Below are 19,166 nucleotides of genomic sequence, written 5' to 3'. Positions count from 1 at the left end.
ACCCCTCCAATCTATTAGAAATCAAAATCACCGACAATTCCCAAGTTAATCGTGAACGGAACTTTTTCTGTAATTACTCCTGTTTCTGTATCTTTGATGATTAAATAATAGGTCTTATTCCGATCATACGGAATGCTTTTTAATACAAACTGTATCTTGAATGTACGGTCGGCAGGATTATCAAATGAACGATCACCAATAATGGTTTCTTCATTTGAGAGTACGTTCCCTTCTTCGTCAGCCATATAAATGACAACAGTCCGAGGTTTTGTTTTTTCTTCCACTTTTTCTGTTTGGAAGAAGTTTAAGTTAAAGATGCTATTTGTAATTTTTTGTGCCGTACTTGTCAACTTAATATCGACTTTTGAAATCGCCTGAACTCCCTTTTGACCAGCACGTTTATTCTTGAAGGATAGGAGTGGCACAACTATTTCTTGTAGACTTGCCCCTCCATGGTTGAAATTCACACCAGAACCTTGCATACGATTGCGAAGAATTCCATTTGGCACATAAGCGTATAGTTGCTGTTCATTTTTAATAACGGAAGCCAAATCAATCGTTAATTGCCCTGGAATGTCCTGTTTTTCTTTAGATAAAGCGTAACGGCGTTTTATTTCGATTGTTTCCAGTTGTACTTTTTCTATTTTATCGCTTTCTTCTAAAGCTTCTCTTTGATAAAGGAAGCCATGATCAGCCGTTACTAAAATATTCGTTCCTGATAGGTCGTCACGGATAATTTTTATAAGCGTAGATATTTCATCCAGTGCTTTTTCTACCGCATTAAACGTATAAATCTCCGTTGATGCTTTATCACCCATTGCGTCAATGGAGTCGTGATAGATATAAATCAGTTTCTTACCTTTAAATGTTTCACGTCTTCCAGCTTTGTTCATATTCACAACATCTTGGAAACGAACTGCCATACTATCTTCAACAGTCGATTCAATAATGGCTTTGCGGTTGTCCAGCCCAGATGAATCTTTGTCATTGACGAACACTTGTCCCTTCGAATCAAAATCAATAGATTTATGTGGGAGCAATGATGCCATACCTAACTTCGTAACAGAAGGGATAACGCCAAGCATGGCTTGGATATCACATGTACCAATCGTCTCAGCGTTTAATCGTTCTGTCAGTTCTACCCCAATTTCATATCGAAATGCATCGGAAATAATGACAAAAACTCGCTCACCTTTTCGAATATGCGGAGCTACAATGGAAGAATAAAACTTTTGTTGGTTTAACACGCCTGGTAATGACCATTGTTCCGTCATTTCAGCCTTTACTGCTTGCGACCAGTTTGCACTTAGCTCGCCCATAAACCAATGTGTATAGAGATGCTCCACCACTTCTTTTAATTTCTTAAGTATCTCATGATTACTTTCCTCATCATAAGCTACATAAAACTTACGATAATACGTATCCATCAAATAATATTTACTCTGATATGCTTCATAAATATCTATTGCTTGACCTGTTGGAATTCCTTGTTGGAACTCTTTATAGAATTCCTGCATTTTAACGGTGTAAAAAAGTGCCTCGTAAACATTTTCATATCGTTCGTAAAAATGTTTTGCCCGTCTTAGCTTAATTAATTTTGTATACTCGTCGTAATCTTCGAGTTTCTCAAGTAAATTATTGGCAATGTAAATGATGATTGCTCGGTCAATATAAGGGAACGTTTCGGCTTTCTTAAACTCGTCAATTGGCACTGTTTTCAAAACTTGTGACAGCTGAATTTCCTTTTCTGCCATTTCGACATATTCATTGAACACTTCAAAATCAGTTTTATGGTGCATCCAATGGTCAATGAATACAAGACAGTTCGTTCGATTACGCACAGCAATAAAATCTTTTATACTTGTCAAATATTGCTCATTTACAGAATGACTAAATGCCGTTACAGCCATATGTATAAACAATGTTTTTAATGTCTTAGAGTCACGTTCATAGCCATACTGTTTGAATACATACTTCCAAAATACTTCTATATCGAAAAACTTGTCCATCTGAGTTAAAAACTTATTATCACTATCTTCCAGCGTATCCATTAGTACAGTCTTTAACACTTCTTCAAAATCAGGAACTTTCACGTTACATAACACACTCATAATCGCCAGCTCAATCATTTCTTCACTGTATGATTCAATACCCAATGCTTGAAACTTACGATATCGTTCCTTGTTATGGAAGAAACGCTCATATTTTTTAATAACTCCACGTAGAGAAGAATCTATTTGAAGCTCATTTAAAATAAGCGAAATGCGATCTGCATAAAACGTCTTGGAATAGTACACCGTATCAGCTAACCAGTTATCTTCTAAACCTAATTCTAAGGTTGTATATATCAAATAATGAGAAGATGGATCTTCTTCCTCTAATAAATGTTTTAAATAAAATTGATTGTTTTCCGATAATGTTTGGACTTTAACTCCATCTATTGTCAATTGATCAATTTCCTCAATAAACTCTTGATCCTTATCCATCCAAAAGACAATTTTTCGTTGCTCCCCATCTTTTAATTGTTCTCTATAAATATCTTGTAAGGCAGAAACGATTTGAGTAATATTCAAGGTGTCACCTTCTTTCTGTTACGAGTTATGGCAAATAATTTACTTATTTCAAACCTCTACCAAAGTCTCATTAAAAATAAAGCTTCTATTATTTTTCGTTGGGGTTAATCTAATTAATTTACAGTTTAACTTTTGTGAAATGATTTTTAAACGACTTTCATTTTCTACGTTACATCTATCCGTAATGTAAATGGCAGTTGGTTTTATAGGAAGTTCTACAAGGTTTTCATTTTCTAAAAACAATAACCTCCATTCACGTTCATAAGACCAACTAATATGCTTAATTAAGTTCTTGTAAAACAGTAATCTTAGTAATGAATGATATTGTCCTTTTACAGCAACTTCAAATAAAAGTTGTAACACTTTACTTATATCTTCTCGTTCTTCTCGATATATAACAGGATATAACTGCTTTGTAAATTCTGATTCAATGTCCAACTTTTTAAAATCATATTCTACCACTAAACCAGTACCACTCTGGGCGTAATTTCCCCAAAGTGGTAGATTGTATAATTCACTGCTAAAGCAGGTGATTTTTAGTGGTGCTAATGCATTTTTGAACATAGTATCCATTTGGTCATCCAGATAATCCAGGCTATAATTTAAACCCTGTTTGTCTGAAATGTCTTTGAGAATAGATGTATCCCACCAAATCCCTAAACAATCAAAAGGATCATTAAAATTTTCGGCATCACTCATGTAAATCTTATTTTGTTCCAATGTATCTAAACGCACGTCTTCAAACTTTTCAAAACGAAATAAGCGATTAGGGATAGTTTTATACTTCTTCTCATAAAATAGATTCAAATCCCCTTTTACCGATTCCAAGAGAAAGTCATATATAGTCTCATTATTTATCAATTCATCTCTACTCCCAATAGTTAAATCTTCGCCACCAAGCCCTTAAACTTCTCATAATTTACTTTCACACCGTCATCAAGATCTATTTCGATTTGCATGTCTGCCATGTGGTGCAATAGTTCATCGTAAGCTTTCAACTCGTCGATTTTTTTATCGAGTGCTTTTAACTCTTTCTTGGCATTGCTAATTTCTTTTGCTGTATAGTCACCTTCAATGATTGTCAGTAAATCTTTCTTCTCAGCATCCATCCGTATTTGCACTTCATGTAAATAATCTGTACGAATACGAGAAAGCGTTGTTTTATCGTAACGATGCATATAAATTAGACAATTAAACGCCTTTTCTTTACCAGAAGTAAATAGCCAATAAATCGGTCGCTTCTTGTAAACTTGGACATGATCCTTATAGAAATCATTTAAGAAATAACGACGCAATGCTTCCCTTGCTGTTTCATTCGCTTTCCGCCCAATTGCATCAGCAATAAAATCAAGGTTTTCCTCAAGAGTCTCCTCACTAAACGATACACGCACAAAATCAACAAATCTTGTCACGATATCATCTTCAAAATATGCACCTGGTAATATCGGCAAGATGTTATCCTCATCCGCTGGGAATGTCTGATAACGAGAAGCATCAAACTCGCCACCTGCGTATACAAGTCCATCTTCATCGAGTGAATATCTCCCAAATAAATTACCTATAAAATACGAAATAAAGTCTTTTATTGCACCAGATTTCGTTAATATTTCTATTTCTTCTGACTCTGTATCAAAATTGGAATTTTCACCAATTTCATATAGCTGATAAGTAAGTGTATTTATACATACTTCATTTCTCTGTAAATTATTTAAAGTTATCGTATGTGATTTTTGATAATCCGAATAACTTTCCATGATAGTTTTTGATTTAAACTTTAATAGAGCATTTTTTTTGAAGTCCCATGAGATTTCACTATTATCCCATTCTTCCCTTGAAAAATTAATATTCTCTTTCACTAAATTTATAAGTTCTTCTTTAATTTCAGATTGTATTTTATATGGTATTTTTTTTATTTGACCAACTTCAAATCCTATTGTCGGTGATAGTATTTCTAAAGTTTCTTCAACAAATTTAGAATTTAATATCCCCAATAGCCAATAAAGTTCATCCATATTATTCTTTTCAAAAGGTATAAATGGTCCTTTATGCCCTGATAAATAATTTTCATCAAAATAACGAAAAGATGGTTTGCCTGAAGAGATTAACCCCCAAGTAATACCAGGTTTTAACATATGCTCAATATTCTGTGGTCTTGATTTCAATTTACCTCTTTCATCTTTATAATGCCTAATTTCATGACCATCGTTTTCCCAGTCAATTACATAGTAGTTATTACCATACCATTTTCTAAATTCTCCACCTTTATTATACGGATACCACTTACTCGCTTTAGAATTTTTAATTGTAAATCTTTCTGAATTAATTTCATACCAGTATCTAAGGAATTTATCATTATCTCCACTATAAAAACCCTGCATAGGAGTTGCTTTTTCTTCTAATAAAGGAGTATTCCAAAATGTATTAAGCATACTCTCAGATACCCAATACGCAATAGGGGTTCCAGGAATTTTATTAAAGTTTTCTTGGTTAATTGAATAACGGTATGAAACATTAGGATTTTTAATAGCCTCTAATGTTTTTATAGGTTGATTTTCTGGACCTCGAAAATCAGAAAGTCTTACGTATTCACCTTTAGTATTGCTAAAATAATTTCTTAATGTAAAGGTACCTATAGGCACTGTCGCTCCATCAAAACCAGAATACTCAAGTTGAATTAAGCTACTGATAGTTCGATCGTTAATAATTTTTTTTCTAAGTTTTTCATAAGAAGAAATAAACATCCACACAAACGGTGTCATAAAGCCCATCTGCCCATTTTCTTTTGTTGCATTGAAACTATACTCAATAAATGACGAAAACAAATCCGATTTTACATCTGGATAGTTTGTGTTCAAATAAGCAGACACTTCTGGCGTTAAATATTTACTACCTGCATATGGTGGATTTGTGATAAATACGTCATACTTTATTTCCATTAATGAGGCTTGTTTTATCAGATTTTCAAACAATGATAATATACGTTCTTTCATTTCTAATTCAAATAAATCGCCTGATAGTTCTTCAATTGCTGTTAAACGATTTTGTAGAAAATGTTTGTCGTATTCTTCCAATTTAATCAGAGAACCAATTGCTTTTGCATGTTTAAACTGATTGATAAAAGACTTCATTTTTTCATATGGCTCACCAGACGATTCACCAGCTAAAAACGCCACTTCTTCATCTGTCAACATATTCGTTTCCTGAATGGATGCTAAATTCATTGTTAATCCATCACGTTCAATACTTCTTAAAAAGCGTCTGTTATATTGTAATGCTTTCATGACAATTGAAAAGCTTGCTAATTGATAAGCTCTATCATCTATGTCTAATCCATACAAATTTTTCTCGATGATAAGACGTGGAATTTCTCTCTCCATATAGCCACATTTACTATAGATTTCAAAGAGAACATCAAACATATAAACTAAAATATGACCGCTTCCCATTGCAGGATCAAAGCATTTTATATCTTCTACATTCAACTCTTTATTGATGTACAGAGCTAATTTTTCTTCAAAATCAGGATCTGGATTTGGGTTTTCTAAATAGAACTCCCAATTTTGTATTAAGTCCCGATGTTCTGGATGAGATTCCACCCAATAACGACCTAATGCATTTTGCACCATGTAACGAACAATCCATTCAGGCGTGAATAGCTGTGTCGCAAATGGTAATTCCTCTGCTTTATAACGTTTTTTCGCCTTTATAACTCGCTCATTTTCCTCAGAAATGTAATACTGATATAACCATCCAATAATCTCGACATTTTCCCAGTCACTTTCTGCAATCACATCGGTGTTTGTCATTTGACGTACAAACGAATCTGTACCAAGTAAGCCTTCTGGAAATAAAATTTCCTTATAATCTTCCAGTGTTTCAAACATGAACGGCATGTAACGGTTTAAGTCGTTACAGTGCATTTTTATGAGGTACTTGAACAGTTCGTCTGTCTTGTTGTTCATTTTCAGGTCATACACATATTCTTTATCCAGGTCTAAATCAAGAGACAGAGCCTCTTTCATCATATCTGGCTCTGCACTTTCTTCATTTGCTGATGATAAAACCCGAACTTTTGTAGGAAGGTAGTCATTCACTTCCATGAAGCGTAACGCTATAAAACGGTTAAACCATGTATATGCTGTTTCTTCCATAACTCGATTAAAACCAATTTCGTTAATTCGAACAATCAGTTTGTTACGTTGTCTCCTTTCCAAATCCGAAAGCTGTCTGCCGTCAATAAAGACGGCATCCGAACTTTCTATATTCGCTTTTTGGATAGATTCAGCAGTAATCCCGATTTTCCTTGCTTGTAGCTCTACTCGTTCCAGCAATTCTTTTCTTGCTTCTGTTGCAAACTTTTTCAATGCACTTTTATTCATCTATTTCACCCTTATTCAATAAACTCAATCTGTTTATTTGCTTTAATTATCTGCTTTAGCTTATGAGAAAGCGTATTGATGTACAAATCAACCTCTTCTTCTGTTGACAATGTTTTCACCGTCACAAGCTCTTTTACTTTCACCGTCTGTTTCTGAACAACTGGTTCAATTGGTGGCTCTACAACTGTGCCTGCAATTTTCTTTTGTTCTTCCGCTTTTTTTCGTTGCCATTCTATAATTTCTTGTCGTATCTCTTTTAATGTCTTTTCTTTATAGCTGTTACTTTGCGAAATCGTTGCATCCACCTTGAATATATCAGTAAATTGCTCAAGGCTCGCCTTTAATCCTTGATAATATTGTTCCACTCGTTGTTTCGTTTCATTTGAAACACCATACTGAGTTGCTTGTAAAACTAACTCATTATAATCAGCTTGTAATTTTTCATGAGCATTCGCTTTTTTCTCTACTAACACATCATCTATTTGTTGCTCTAATGCATGTAGTAAACCAGGGATTTCCCTAATATTCTTATAAGGAATCGGATCTTCGACAATGTTACGAAGTTGATGCATTGCTTTTTCTACTTCGTTACCTGATAAGTAGGATTTATTTTCTTCGTACTTTACAAGTCCTGCTAAACCTCGGTCAAAAATTTCCTTTTGATTCGATTCGAAGAAGCTCTTTACATACACAATGTCTTCTTCCCAGTCCGCTAAATCATCTTCCATTTCTTTCAGTTTTAAGAAGAAAGATGCGTTATCAAGCTGTTTGTTAAATTCTCCAAAGTATTCTAACCCTTTGTTTAAAAGACTTAAGCCAGGATATCTTCGTCCTTCATAACGTGCTTTGAACGAGTTGATTTCATCTACTTGCTTGGCAATAAGCGAACGAATATCCTTCGCCAGACCGTCTTCATCATCTGCTAAATCCGTTGTATTAAATACTTCTTTGCAAATTCTTCTCGCAGTACGAAGAAGGGCTTCATCCACTTTCACTCGTTTTGTAATGATCCCTTTATCCGCTTCTGCTGTTTTTCCGAAAACCGTCAACAATTTGTTTGTGTCAATTTCTGGCTCTAAATACTCCGAATTATAACGAATACGGATACGTTGCTCTTTTAGCAATTGTGCAAGGAGACCTGCTATATCAAGCTGTTTCCATCCATAAGGTTTGTCTACGAAACGATCATATATAAGTTTCACTCGGACTTGCTTGTTCAATTGCTCCTGCAAGTCGATATATTCATAAACTTCACTTTTCGCAAGAGAATTTGGACTTTGAATCATTTGTTCGTCAAAAGAAATTTGTTGGTCATCAGAAGCTAAAATAGAAATGAGTTCTCTTTCATTTTCCAAATGCTCTTTTACATAGCCTAATTTCGTGTAGACGTTATCGACTAAATGCTTAAATGCTGTATTTATTTTTTCTTTTACAGTAGAGCCTTTAATGTCCATTTTGTCGCCGTTAACGAAGAATGCACCGTCTTTTATTGCTTCTTCTAACAATTCTCGCACTCGTCGTCTTCTCTCACGTGCTTCAGCTTGTTTGTTATTTAATATATTTTGGATGTTTTCAGGTAATTGTGTGATGTTCTTTTTCTTGCGATATTCTTCAATACGTAATGCTTCCTCCATTTCCTCAACATACGCTTCGTTGCCACCCAGTTTCAATATCGTTTCCCCATTGCCTGATGACATCATCATTAGCTCTTGGTCAGACTTAGCATAATGGTCTGATAGTGGTGACAAGATTTGAATGCCGATGTTTGACGTTTGATTGCCATAAGGCTTTTCATCCATTACTTGATTGTAAGAGAAAGAATATTGTTTTGAATAAGTGAAACGTTTTTCTTCGTATAAATCATTAAAGATATATTGGGCTAATTCACGTTTTACCAAATTTTCATCAACATTCAACTGCTTGATTTCTCGGTTAATATCTTGTTCATCGTCAGTTAAGAATAGGTAGCTGTCCCCGTTCTTTCCGATCAATGTTTGTGACATTAACTTCCGTAGTGCCACTTTGATTTTTTCTTTTAACTCCAATTTATCTTCGTCAATATGTGTGACCATAAGAGTAGCGATATTATCAATGTTTGCTGGAAGTTCTTTAATGTACTTGATCATGAACAGCACTTTTAACAAATCAATGTTAAACGGATCATCTTTTAAAGCAGGATTCATGCTTGCCCCTTCGATTACCCTTGAAATAGAAGGATTTAAAAATTCTTTGATCGTATCGTAAAACGCATAAAATGGGATAAGTGAACCTTCTTCTGCATCTTTATATTGAAGTCCCGCTTCCTTAAATGCAGATAACATCGAACGTTCCCCTTCAGATAAGTGCTTTCCTGAAGAACCATGCTTTCGTACTTGTTCGAACACGTTTTGTAGTAGCTTAAATTGATACGGTACGAACGGATACACTTCGGCAAATTCCATATCATCTTCATAACCACGAAGATCTGCTGTACTTTCTTTAAAGCTAATTAAATTTTTCAAGATGGCACTTTTATTTGGATAATCGGCTCTTAACTTGTCCAACACATGAGGATATTTCTCTAAAATACGCTTTTTGATCACTTCATCAACCGAGATAGATGATAGGGATAATCGTGTGTCAAAACGACCTTGGATACGTGAAAAGTCATCCCCTTTGACTTTAATAATTGAGTCAATACTTTCTTGAGAAGTGACCATAATCCATACTTTCCCTTGTGCATATGTCCCTAAATCTTCTGTTAACGTTTGTAAGTTCAGCATCAAGTTACGGTTATCCCCAATGTACTGTCCAATCTCGTCAACTAAAAACACCAGATGAAAATTTGGACCTTTACTATCAATGTATCCCTTTACATCTTTTGCGAATTTCTCAATGCTAATTTCAAAATTATTAACTCCACTTTCAAACCAATTACGTGCAGATTCTTCTGTCATATTTGTCGCTTTTACTAATGCTCCAATGACATAATCTGCATCGAAATAGAAGCTGTTTCGACGTTCTTCCCATGATTCACCCGCAAGAGCATGGAATTCGGTTTTAAATGTTTCGTAAACTCCCTGCTTATCTAAATACTTTTCCATCTCAGCAACACCAGGAATATCGCCGTAGTAGCCACGATGCTCGTAAAATACCTTCATGAACACACGTAAAATGGCATCTTCTTTTGATTTGTTATCTAATGAACTTTTGGAATCAATGTTAAATAGGATGACTTCTGTATCGACGTCTGCTGTTCGCTTCATATTGGCATACACAAGGGCGTCTTTTATTTTTTCTTCAAAGAAAGCAACAGGCTTCTTTCCTTGCACTGCTCTGTTTTCTAAAAGGTACGCAAGGATTTTAAGGAAGTGCGATTTACCTGAACCGAAGAATCCGCTGATCCAGACCCCCATCTTATCCGTATTACCTTGGACTCCTTTTAAATAGTTTTCATAGAACTTAGAAAAATGTTTATGTAATTCCTGTGTGACAACATACTCGTCTAATTCTTGATAAATATCCGCATCGCTTGTTTGGGCAACTTTAATAACCCCACGAATATCACGTTCAATATCTTTTAAAAACATCTCTTTAAGTAGCATCCAATTTCCCCTCTTCCATTAATCTACTAAGCGGAATGCACGATAGTAGTTATCGTCTTTAATTTTGCTAAATAATTGAAGTGATTGACCGTCATATTGACCTGGAAAAAACATGATGACGGGTGTTTTATCCAATACCTCTTGAAGGTTATTCAAAATATTGTGTGACCGTACGAACGGGTATACTTTCCCTACTCCTGTCAAGAGGACAACATTATGGTCTTCAATCTGCTCCTTAATTTTTTGCAGAAAAACATCTGGCTTTGCAAAGGTTGTCATTGCTTTGAACAGTGCATCTTTTCCTTGCCTTTTCTCCATCTCAAATATCCGATCAAAAATTCTCTTTTCTTTTGTTATTTCAATGAGCATTTTGTATAGATCAAACTCAATTATTCGTCTGTTCGTACCTTCATAAGAAAATTCTTTTTTTATGTGCTTCACATAATCTCTGACTTTTAATTCATGTTCAGGTTCATAGTCAAAAACATAGAAGCTTATTTCATTGCCAAGTCCTCTTCCTTCAATGAACTTGTCCTCTCTTATTTTAGGAATAATTTTATCCAGTCTGGCATTGATGTTTGTCATATTCTACTCTCCCATCGCATGGACATACTGTGCATCACCAATATGGATTAGATGCTCTCTTAATTGCTGATCAATGATAAGGCGATCTAACTCGTTACCACGTCGTTCCTTCAATATCCCGCTTTCATAAAGCACTTGCATATATGCCCGTTTCAATTTTTCCGTATTAATGGCACTCCAACTTGCAACCTTTTCACTTTGTTCAGCTTTTGCAGTGAAAAATACGTTCATATCTTTTTTCTCAATGAGGTAATCATTATGACGAAATTTCTCGCTTATGACTTCGTTCATAAATTCAAAGAACAGTAAATCTGTTTTCATAATGGCGTACAAATTAATCACTTTACTCATTTCAATTGAACCCTCTAACATAAGATCTGCTAATACAGGGTCTATTACTTCCAATCTCCTCATAATGGAGGGTAATGTCCGATTAATTCTTCCCATATTCTCAAATTGGAAAAGGTTTTCTTCAATCACTTTAGCTCTTATTTCTGATGATGTTAAACCTATTCGCTTTAATTTAACAACCTGTTTAAGTTCAAATAATAAATAGGACGCACCATTCAAACTTGAAGAGTATTCTAAATCTATTGTCATTCAATCCTACCTTTCACACAAGACTATTAACCTATTTCTTTTTCTAAAATTTTTCCAACTACCGCTAATCGTCTTTTTCCGCTTTGCTGTTGAACCACCTTGGTAAACTCATTATTCTTTATCAGCTTTTCCTGATTATGTTCGTACATACTCTTTATGCCTTCGATAAGTTCATCTTCCCTTATTTCTTCCTGCCAATATGCATCAACTATCTTGTTTAACGCTGTAGCCAAATCTCGCTGAGTGCGGTAAAAAAGCCTTACTTCCACGAAGTTCACCTCGTACAATTGAATTTCACTTAACTCTTATTTTACTCTTACTCTATCTTTAATTCAATTTTATCCTGGGCATTCGTCATATTCTCCAAAAATGCTACAAGAAACAAAAAAGACTTCACATCTCAACAGATATGAAGCCTTTAATGGTGTTACTTTGTTAACAACAGTTCGGATAATTCCTCCATCTGGATTCTATAACTGTCCTCAGTTGGAAATGGTTGCTCTGGTAACTCGATTGGAACTTGAACAAACTTTTTCATTATATACTCTTCCTGATCCTCTACTGAAACAGACATGCCAATTTCTTTTCCTCCAAGAATATAGGGGGAGAATCCATCTATCATTTTTTTAAAGACTTCTGCAATTTTCTCGAAGGTTTGTTCATAATCCTCCTCTGGCTTGAAATAAACCCCAATTCTCCTTTTCCTAAAGCACAAGTCCTTGTGGATAGTAGCAACGAGTTCCCTTTCAATACCTTTAAATGATTCGTACCAATCCTTTTCTGCTATATCGAAATACATCTCAACAAATGCGAGATTGCGAACATCCTTTGCCGAGCATCTATAGATTATTCCAGATTTCCCTGCACCAATTGTAAGGATGCGATCATTTTGATTTGTTTTTTTATCGTAATGGAAGTTAAGAAAATATGGGATTCGAGTCCGCAACTTCCTTAGCAAAGCCCTTTTCACGTCTTCAGGACGGTTATAATCAATCGTTGGTGGATTGGTGTTCATTTGACCACAGTGCTGTGAATGAATTTGTTTATGCTCTAACTCAACAGTTAGCAATGGATTCAGTTCGGCTAATAGATGAAGATTCTCATAGATATCCAGATTATGCATTTCGTTGAGTCTTTCCAAAACAGACGTGGTATCTTTATGAAGCGATAAAGCATATACATCAACGAATTTTTTATGGTGCAATGAAAGCCAGTCCCGCAGTTCATTCATAACCTTTTTATCAAATGCTCTGGCAATCCAGACAATAACGGATTCATTATATTTTTCAACCATTTCTTTTATACGGTTCAGATATTTCTTATTAGCTTTCATGAGCTGAACTTCGATAAAAACAGGAATTCTCCGTTGGGAATCAGCCCCACGAATATCTATGTTATTGTAAGCAATTCGATGTTCGAGAGTTATATTATCTACCCGAAATCCAAGTGTATCTTGAAGGATGTGCGGACGCAATTTCAAATATATTGAAAAAATAGACTCTTTAATTGAACCATTTTTACTCAACTTTTCCACCCTTTCGAAATTCCATTATTCCTTGCAGTTCAAATTTGGTAAAAAATAAATGCATGAAAAAAGCACCTACCAGATTCATTAATAAATTCGGTAAGTGCTTTGCCTTTTACTTATAAAATTGTTCTTCTGTCGGTTTTTTAAAACCATCTTTTCCACCTCATTTTCGCTATTTTCTGTGAATTATAAAGAGGTTATTGGCTATAGTCAAGCAATCTAATTTAACATTTATTCGGCTCAAAAACCATATGAATAACATCTATATATGTTCTATATATGTTATGTAAAGTTCTATATACCTGGTATCAGAGTAATCTATATTATATATGAAGTTTATCTATATATCTTTAATAACTTATATCTAATCTGTATGTAAACGGCAACAGATTATCTGTTACCGACGGAGAATTATAGGTCTTTTAATTCGCTGACCATTTCCCCGACTGCTTGGAGATCAGATAGAATGCTTTCTTTTGACCATTCTGCATCCAAAATAAATTCAATGATATCAAGTAGTAATTCCTTTTCTTCTGCAGTTAGCAATTTTCCATCATGCTGGATTTGATGATTGAATATCAATTCCTTAATGCTAATTGTCTCACCCTTGTCCCAGCTCAAACTGGAGCCAACCAATGTCCATGGTTCAACTTTTAATGCCTCTGCAATTGCCATAAGTTTGGTGAATCCTGGAGATTTCCTTTTAGACTGTTCCAACCTATTAAGGTAACTTGGGGAGATTCCTGTTAACTCTGAAAGCTTGCCAAGAGACATTCCTCTCTCTTCTCTCAGTTTTTTCAGCATTTTCCCGAAATCATCACTCATTTGTTCCTTTTTCAAAACTATCCTCTCCTTGTTCACGTTTTCCAAAATGGAAATCCTGTTTTCTGATCGGATGATCTTTATATAATAGATAAGAGAGGGATTTTGATAACTTTATATTAATAAGGATCTCTTACATTTCTATTATTTTATTTTGTGAACGCAGTAAGGATAGGGAATAATTATGTTCAAATTCTAACTGCTTCGGAATCAGCCAAAAAAACAGCCACTCATTTTAAGGATGAGTGACAGGTATGTCATTAAGTAGTTTCTTTTCCTTTTTGTTCATTTATGACTTTCCATACATAATTTGTGTAGGTCTTTAACTCTCGTGCAATTTCCACCTGCTTCACCCCCTTTTTATGAAGCCGTAGTATTTGCTCTTTCTTCGTCATTTTCTCATATAACATTTTAATCTCCCTCCGCAAATGTTTAAGCAAATTATATCTTGAAATAAATAATTGCGATAGTAATCGGGAGGTGTGATTAAAGAGTGTGATTGGTCTTTTTTATTGTTGTATTTGCTTTTTTAACGAAATGATTCGCTCTTTAGGAAGATGTGTTTTTTCTGCTATATAATCAATTTCTTTATGCTCTTTAAGAAGTTCAATTGCTTTAAATACATTATCCAACGCTTCCGCTTGGCTTCTTTTCGCAATTTCTTCGTATAATGATGTCATTTCAATCACCTCTAACATTTTATTAGTTTCGTCTTCCGATAAAAATTTATGCGAAATTTTACTTGCGATTTGAGCTTAAAAATATAAATTAAGTTCTGCATATAACCAGAAAAACTCTTCTGGTTATATGCAGATAAGATCACCTTTCTTAATATAAATTAGATGGCTCTATTATGAACACTTACAATAAACCCAGTAGTTTCAAATATTCCTCAGTATAATCTATAGCTAAAAAGTCATACTCATTTATTGAGAAGACACCAGGATAATCAGGTACTTTCACCTTGATTTTTTGTTCTGAGGTATCTATATTATGAACTTCAATTTCTATTTCAAATATTTTATGTTTAACACCGTTTGCTAACTCGTTTTCCCCAGTATTCAAAATTTCATAATGTCCAGACATAATTAATTGAATGTCCGAATCATATTTCACAAAAATTTGATTCGGAATATGTAGCCTTCTTACACGTTTAAGATTATCTTTTGAAAATTCCCCAACAAATTCATATTTATCTTCTTCAAAAGCAAATACACCTTCTTTACAAACTACAAAAAAGCCATTTCCTCCTTTCTCCACATAGTCACTTAATGGGCTATCTTCTTCTAACTGGAATGTGTTCGGAATAAAACGGATGAATATCGCTTGTTCTTCTAATTCTTTCTCTAAATCTTTAACACTTGCAAATTCCAGTTCATCAATCATAGTTGTTGATTCAAATATTCCTATATTGGGAGTATTGTATATGTAACGAACTTCTTCAAATTCAAGGTTGTTCTTATTCATAAGCCCTATCCCCTTTCACAAAAAACTCCTATGATTTCAATTAATATTATATTTTGTGATTTTTATTTTGCAATAAAAAGAACCACCCGAATCCTGGAAAGCGGGGTGGCTCTATACATGGATCTACTTTTGCCGAACCGAACCATCACAGTTCAGTTAGCGATAACGATACTCACCATATCGTATCAACCCAATTATAACCAATCTTCATCATTTTTAAAAGCCTCTAACAATTCACTGCACAAAAGCCAATCTTTCCACCTTAAACCTGACACCTTTGAAAAAACAAGAAAAAAAGTTTAACTTTTTCCCGTTTTTTCTTTTCTACTATGTTGCTTTAAAATAATCTCACCACATCTTTACTCCACGCAAACCCGCATTCCACCGTTGCCGTTTAAAATAAAATCACGCTATCTTTCGCTCATTTTCACACATTTCCGATCACGTTTTGACCGTTTTTCCGCCCTTTTTTCACGCTTTTTGTTCACGTTTTTTTCGATTTAAAAAGAAGTTGAGTAGAAATAAGGATACCAGGAACCGAGTAATGACAAGGGTTCCAGGGATTTTTGATACAGGACTTTATTTTAAACACGAAATAAAAGATGTTGCGACTTTTTTATAAAGTACAGGAGTTTATTGCTTGTCTACACTTCAACTCTATCAACGCCACGCACTCCACATGGGTTGACTGTTTTTGCAACATGGATTTTATAAGGCGGCATAAGTGGCATTTGGCCAATGAAAGAACGTTGATCTGACGGCATTCTTTCATTGGCCGTTCTTCTTTTATTTTGTACGGGCAACATAACTAATCAATAAATCTAACGCTTGTCCGCGTGTCATAGTATCGACTTTGGACGTGTGATCTTCGCTGAATACTTTTTCCTTGTACGCTTTAGCAAGCAGACCTTTCATGTCCGCTTTCTGCGTATTCGGCAATGGCTGGGCCATCTCGTCAACCTCCTTCTCCGGTGGTTCGGCTGCTGTTGCGCCCGGCTTCTTTTTCAAACCGAAATACTCCGCAACACTTTCAGCAATCGCTTTTCCGGCAGCGTCCAGGATCTTGTCATCCCGGAGCTTCACAATGTCAATGGTGCTGTCCATATAGCCGCCTTCAATCAGGATGGCCGGCATGGCGGATTCCCGCGTCATATGGAAATTGGCTTTCTTCAAACCGCGGTCGCGTAAACCGTAAACAGCGACCATCTTCTTCTGAACGATGGCGGCAAGACGTTCCGCGTTCTTCCAGCTGCCTGTATACGTATAAGTTTCCGTTCCTGTCCAGCTGCCCCACTTACCTGTATTGGCATTATGGTGCATGGAAATGAGGATATCGGCTTTCCACTTGTTCGCCTTATTTGTCCGGGTTGCAAGCGGCACGTCCGTTTTTCCTGTCGGATCGTCCAGGCGCAATACTTCCACGTTCGGATAATCTTTCAGGTATTTGATGGCCGCGGCAATGACCTTGCTGTTGAAGCTCCATTCGCGTTCACCGTCCGGAGTGCGCTTACCTGGTGTATTAATGCCGTGACCGGCATCCAGCGCTACTTTTACCATGTTCGCATTCTCCTTCACTTTATCATATTTTGCCAGATTGTACTGTTCGATTATCGCAATCAGCTTTTCAGGGTACTTCGGATCCGTGGCGTACCCGGCGGCGAAAACCGCATGAGCGGCTTTTTTATAATCCGTCTGATTGAGGACGGCTGCATACCGGTTATGCGATTCCCAGCCCGTGCCGTGCGTATATTTGTAGCATAGATCCTTGACCGCGCCCTCATAGGACGGGTACTTTCGAAAGTTCGCTTTCACCTGGTACGGTGTTCCGTTGGCGCGGTATTCCGTGGTGCTCTTCGCATAGACAGCACCGGTCCAGCCGGAACCTTCTTTGATGCCGAACAGGTTATTCGCTTTGACGGCAAGATCGGACGTACCACTTGCAGATTCCAGGACCCCCTGGGCGATAATCAAAGACGGCAAAACGCCGCTTGCCTGCCCAAGCTGGACCGCAAACGGCGCTAAACGTTCGATGAAATTCAATTTTGACGCTCCTTTCTGTGCGGGGCGTAAACAAAGTAAACAATGTAAAGGCGTTTTCCATCATGTATACGGATATAAGGGTTTTAAGAATATATACGTGTATATGCGTATATAGACGCCCTTATTTTCTTACCTATACTACTTTAATAGAATATATTGTTTACATTGTTAACGGTAGACCGCAAAGCGTTGGTATGACAAGATTAGAACCGTTAACAAAGTGCGTTAACAAACCGAAATAGTTTGTTTACATTGTTAACGGTCAGGCTGTCAGGTGTAAACAAAGTCTGAAGCGTAAACAAACTTTGTTTACGGCAGTTTCGATCCGCCGGCTCCTTTTTTGCTCGTTCCGTCCTGGTTGTCGAACAGCTCAAAAAGTCCTGTCGCGGCCAGTCCGGCAAGCGCACCGGCCCATAAGCGCAAGACGATATCCAAGTCTGTGAAAGGTGCGGCAGCTACCCCGACAAAAAGACCCACCGCAAAAGCGATGAGTGAAATCAGGTTATTTTTGACGTTAACTGATTTTTTAATGAGTTGCACCACCGCCAATATGACAGGCGCCAGCACGGTTGCAAAGGCTAACACTTCAGTCATTTAGATTCCTCCTTTTCCTTTTTCAATTCTTGTTGTAAAATCTCATTTTCTTTAAGCAAAGCCACTTTGTCGATTCTGTCCATTTCCGGATGGCGTTCCAGACGCTTTTCTTTACCGTAAGGATCTTTATGGAGCTTTTCCAAAGCGTTATATAAAATCGGCGGGATCGGCAAGCCAATCTGAGCACAATTTTCTAAAATAGAAATGCCTTCATTAATGATAAAAAAGCTTGTCACACCGATGATGACAATGCCCTTGCTGTCTTGGCCAACCGACATAACCATGTATTCGATGGCGCCTGCCATTCCTATTAACAGAAAGACAGCAAACTTCTTAATGATCCCCGACATACCGACAGTGCTGTTCCATGATTTTGTCAAAAACGATCTCAGTATGCCCGTCACCATATCCAAAAACATCAGAAAAACAAGGACAATAATTGCCTCGTTAATGATCCCAAACATGAACATGGTGAAGCTGGTAATGAGTGCGCCAATGCTCTTAAATCCAGCAATTTGCAATCGCGTCACCTATCCTCTCTCCTCCCGCCACTCCATTACCCCTTCCCTTCTCTAAATGAGGAAAGGCGCCCGGAAAGGACGCCCTTTTTTCTCTATTATTTCTCCGGCGCTGTGTACTTATCGCCTGTGATTTCTTGGTACTGCTTTTCCGTAATCTTCCCGGCCACAACAAAGACCTTCACTTGATCTTTCGTATAGAATCGCGGGTAGTACGCTTTGGCTGCATTGTAGTATACATCGTTCATTGGGATCCCTCCGGGTTAAGTAGTAACAGGAGCATTTCTGCCTGGACTGCTTCAATCATGTCAAGCCTGATATCTTTTTCAAGCAAGGAGAAAGTCAGGTTTGCGTTTTCGGCTTCAAGCCTTGCAATCTTCTCTTTGTCCGTTTCTCCGCCGAACGGTTTGACCGGATCGCCAAAAGAGCCATCCGGTAGACGTCGTTTAATTTCCAAAGCCATGCTTTTCACCCTT

17 protein-coding genes are annotated in these 19,166 nt (G+C 36.4%); all 17 read right to left on the bottom strand.

Translation table 11 applies throughout. The features are described from left to right. Positions 1 to 14 precede the first annotated feature (14 nt). The 17 genes from pglZ to ACFQ38_RS00455 all read right to left on the bottom strand — a co-directional run bounded on the left by pglZ (position 15) and on the right by ACFQ38_RS00455 (position 19,153). Complete coding sequence (pglZ, locus tag ACFQ38_RS00535; RefSeq protein ID WP_381479498.1) at positions 15 to 2,573, bottom strand: BREX-1 system phosphatase PglZ type A; 2,559 nt, start codon at positions 2,571 to 2,573, stop codon at positions 15 to 17. Positions 2,574 to 2,621: 48 nt separating this feature from the next. Beyond that, positions 2,622 to 3,434 (bottom strand): DUF2971 domain-containing protein, encoded by an 813-nt coding sequence (locus ACFQ38_RS00530; protein WP_381479497.1) that lies wholly within the window; start codon positions 3,432 to 3,434, stop codon positions 2,622 to 2,624. Positions 3,435 to 3,454: 20 nt separating this feature from the next. Then, positions 3,455 to 6,952: a BREX-1 system adenine-specific DNA-methyltransferase PglX gene (gene pglX / locus ACFQ38_RS00525; RefSeq protein ID WP_381479496.1), complete on the bottom strand. Its 3,498-nt coding sequence runs from the start codon at positions 6,950 to 6,952 to the stop codon at positions 3,455 to 3,457. 11 nt (positions 6,953 to 6,963) lie between these two features. After that, on the bottom strand, positions 6,964 to 10,536 hold the full coding sequence (gene brxC, locus ACFQ38_RS00520; protein WP_381479495.1) for a BREX system P-loop protein BrxC: 3,573 nt from the start codon (positions 10,534 to 10,536) through the stop codon (positions 6,964 to 6,966). 18 nt (positions 10,537 to 10,554) lie between these two features. Further along, on the bottom strand, positions 10,555 to 11,121 hold the full coding sequence (locus ACFQ38_RS00515) for a DUF1788 domain-containing protein (RefSeq protein ID WP_163243256.1): 567 nt from the start codon (positions 11,119 to 11,121) through the stop codon (positions 10,555 to 10,557). Between the two features lie 3 nt (positions 11,122 to 11,124). Then, complete coding sequence (locus tag ACFQ38_RS00510) at positions 11,125 to 11,721, bottom strand: DUF1819 family protein (protein ID WP_381479494.1); 597 nt, start codon at positions 11,719 to 11,721, stop codon at positions 11,125 to 11,127. A 26-nt stretch (positions 11,722 to 11,747) separates the two neighbouring features. After that, positions 11,748 to 11,990, bottom strand: a complete 243-nt coding sequence (locus tag ACFQ38_RS00505) for a TIGR04540 family protein (RefSeq protein WP_381479493.1) — start codon at positions 11,988 to 11,990, stop codon at positions 11,748 to 11,750. Between the two features lie 158 nt (positions 11,991 to 12,148). Further along, on the bottom strand, positions 12,149 to 13,246 hold the full coding sequence (locus ACFQ38_RS00500; protein WP_381479492.1) for a hypothetical protein: 1,098 nt from the start codon (positions 13,244 to 13,246) through the stop codon (positions 12,149 to 12,151). A gap of 414 nt (positions 13,247 to 13,660) precedes the next feature. Further along, the gene (locus ACFQ38_RS00495) at positions 13,661 to 14,089 is read right to left on the bottom strand and encodes a helix-turn-helix domain-containing protein (RefSeq protein ID WP_381479491.1); all 429 of its coding nucleotides are present in this window, start codon (positions 14,087 to 14,089) and stop codon (positions 13,661 to 13,663) included. 242 nt (positions 14,090 to 14,331) lie between these two features. Next, positions 14,332 to 14,481 (bottom strand): hypothetical protein, encoded by a 150-nt coding sequence (locus ACFQ38_RS00490; protein ID WP_381479490.1) that lies wholly within the window; start codon positions 14,479 to 14,481, stop codon positions 14,332 to 14,334. A gap of 99 nt (positions 14,482 to 14,580) precedes the next feature. After that, positions 14,581 to 14,751: a hypothetical protein gene (locus ACFQ38_RS00485; RefSeq protein WP_381479489.1), complete on the bottom strand. Its 171-nt coding sequence runs from the start codon at positions 14,749 to 14,751 to the stop codon at positions 14,581 to 14,583. Positions 14,752 to 14,932: 181 nt separating this feature from the next. Next, a complete protein-coding gene (locus ACFQ38_RS00480) occupies positions 14,933 to 15,538 on the bottom strand; it encodes a hypothetical protein (protein ID WP_381479488.1) in 606 nt (201 codons plus the stop codon). Positions 15,539 to 16,324: 786 nt separating this feature from the next. After that, positions 16,325 to 17,578, bottom strand: coding sequence for an N-acetylmuramoyl-L-alanine amidase (locus ACFQ38_RS00475; protein ID WP_381479487.1), 1,254 nt, complete (start codon positions 17,576 to 17,578; stop codon positions 16,325 to 16,327). A 309-nt stretch (positions 17,579 to 17,887) separates the two neighbouring features. After that, entirely contained in the window at positions 17,888 to 18,172 is a 285-nt protein-coding gene (locus ACFQ38_RS00470) for a holin (protein WP_381479486.1), read from the bottom strand. Next, the gene (locus ACFQ38_RS00465) at positions 18,169 to 18,702 is read right to left on the bottom strand and encodes a phage holin family protein (protein WP_381479485.1); all 534 of its coding nucleotides are present in this window, start codon (positions 18,700 to 18,702) and stop codon (positions 18,169 to 18,171) included. Before ACFQ38_RS00465 ends, ACFQ38_RS00470 begins: the two co-directional genes overlap by 4 nt. A gap of 86 nt (positions 18,703 to 18,788) precedes the next feature. After that, positions 18,789 to 18,938: an XkdX family protein gene (locus tag ACFQ38_RS00460; RefSeq protein ID WP_381479484.1), complete on the bottom strand. Its 150-nt coding sequence runs from the start codon at positions 18,936 to 18,938 to the stop codon at positions 18,789 to 18,791. After that, positions 18,935 to 19,153 (bottom strand): hypothetical protein, encoded by a 219-nt coding sequence (locus ACFQ38_RS00455; RefSeq protein ID WP_381479483.1) that lies wholly within the window; start codon positions 19,151 to 19,153, stop codon positions 18,935 to 18,937. Before ACFQ38_RS00455 ends, ACFQ38_RS00460 begins: the two co-directional genes overlap by 4 nt. Positions 19,154 to 19,166 lie beyond the last annotated feature (13 nt).

Origin of the sequence: Sporosarcina contaminans (assembly GCF_042679045.1) — a bacterium.
GTDB classification, from domain to species: domain Bacteria; phylum Bacillota; class Bacilli; order Bacillales_A; family Planococcaceae; genus Sporosarcina; species Sporosarcina contaminans.
This window is presented reverse-complemented; position numbering and strand designations above follow the sequence as displayed.

What these genes read in the sequence shown, in the direction of transcription:
- ACFQ38_RS00480 (WP_381479488.1), bottom strand. Translation starts at nt 15,538, where the DNA reads ATGAATAAGAACAACCTTGAATTTGAAGAAGTTCGTTACATATACAAT.
- brxC (WP_381479495.1), bottom strand. Translation starts at nt 10,536, where the DNA reads ATGCTACTTAAAGAGATGTTTTTAAAAGATATTGAACGTGATATTCGT.
- ACFQ38_RS00455 (WP_381479483.1), bottom strand. Translation starts at nt 19,153, where the DNA reads ATGGCTTTGGAAATTAAACGACGTCTACCGGATGGCTCTTTTGGCGAT.
- ACFQ38_RS00510 (WP_381479494.1), bottom strand. Translation starts at nt 11,721, where the DNA reads ATGACAATAGATTTAGAATACTCTTCAAGTTTGAATGGTGCGTCCTAT.
- ACFQ38_RS00485 (WP_381479489.1), bottom strand. Translation starts at nt 14,751, where the DNA reads ATGACATCATTATACGAAGAAATTGCGAAAAGAAGCCAAGCGGAAGCG.
- ACFQ38_RS00515 (WP_163243256.1), bottom strand. Translation starts at nt 11,121, where the DNA reads ATGACAAACATCAATGCCAGACTGGATAAAATTATTCCTAAAATAAGA.
- ACFQ38_RS00470 (WP_381479486.1), bottom strand. Translation starts at nt 18,172, where the DNA reads ATGACTGAAGTGTTAGCCTTTGCAACCGTGCTGGCGCCTGTCATATTG.
- ACFQ38_RS00490 (WP_381479490.1), bottom strand. Translation starts at nt 14,481, where the DNA reads ATGTTATATGAGAAAATGACGAAGAAAGAGCAAATACTACGGCTTCAT.
- pglX (WP_381479496.1), bottom strand. Translation starts at nt 6,952, where the DNA reads ATGAATAAAAGTGCATTGAAAAAGTTTGCAACAGAAGCAAGAAAAGAA.
- ACFQ38_RS00460 (WP_381479484.1), bottom strand. Translation starts at nt 18,938, where the DNA reads ATGAACGATGTATACTACAATGCAGCCAAAGCGTACTACCCGCGATTC.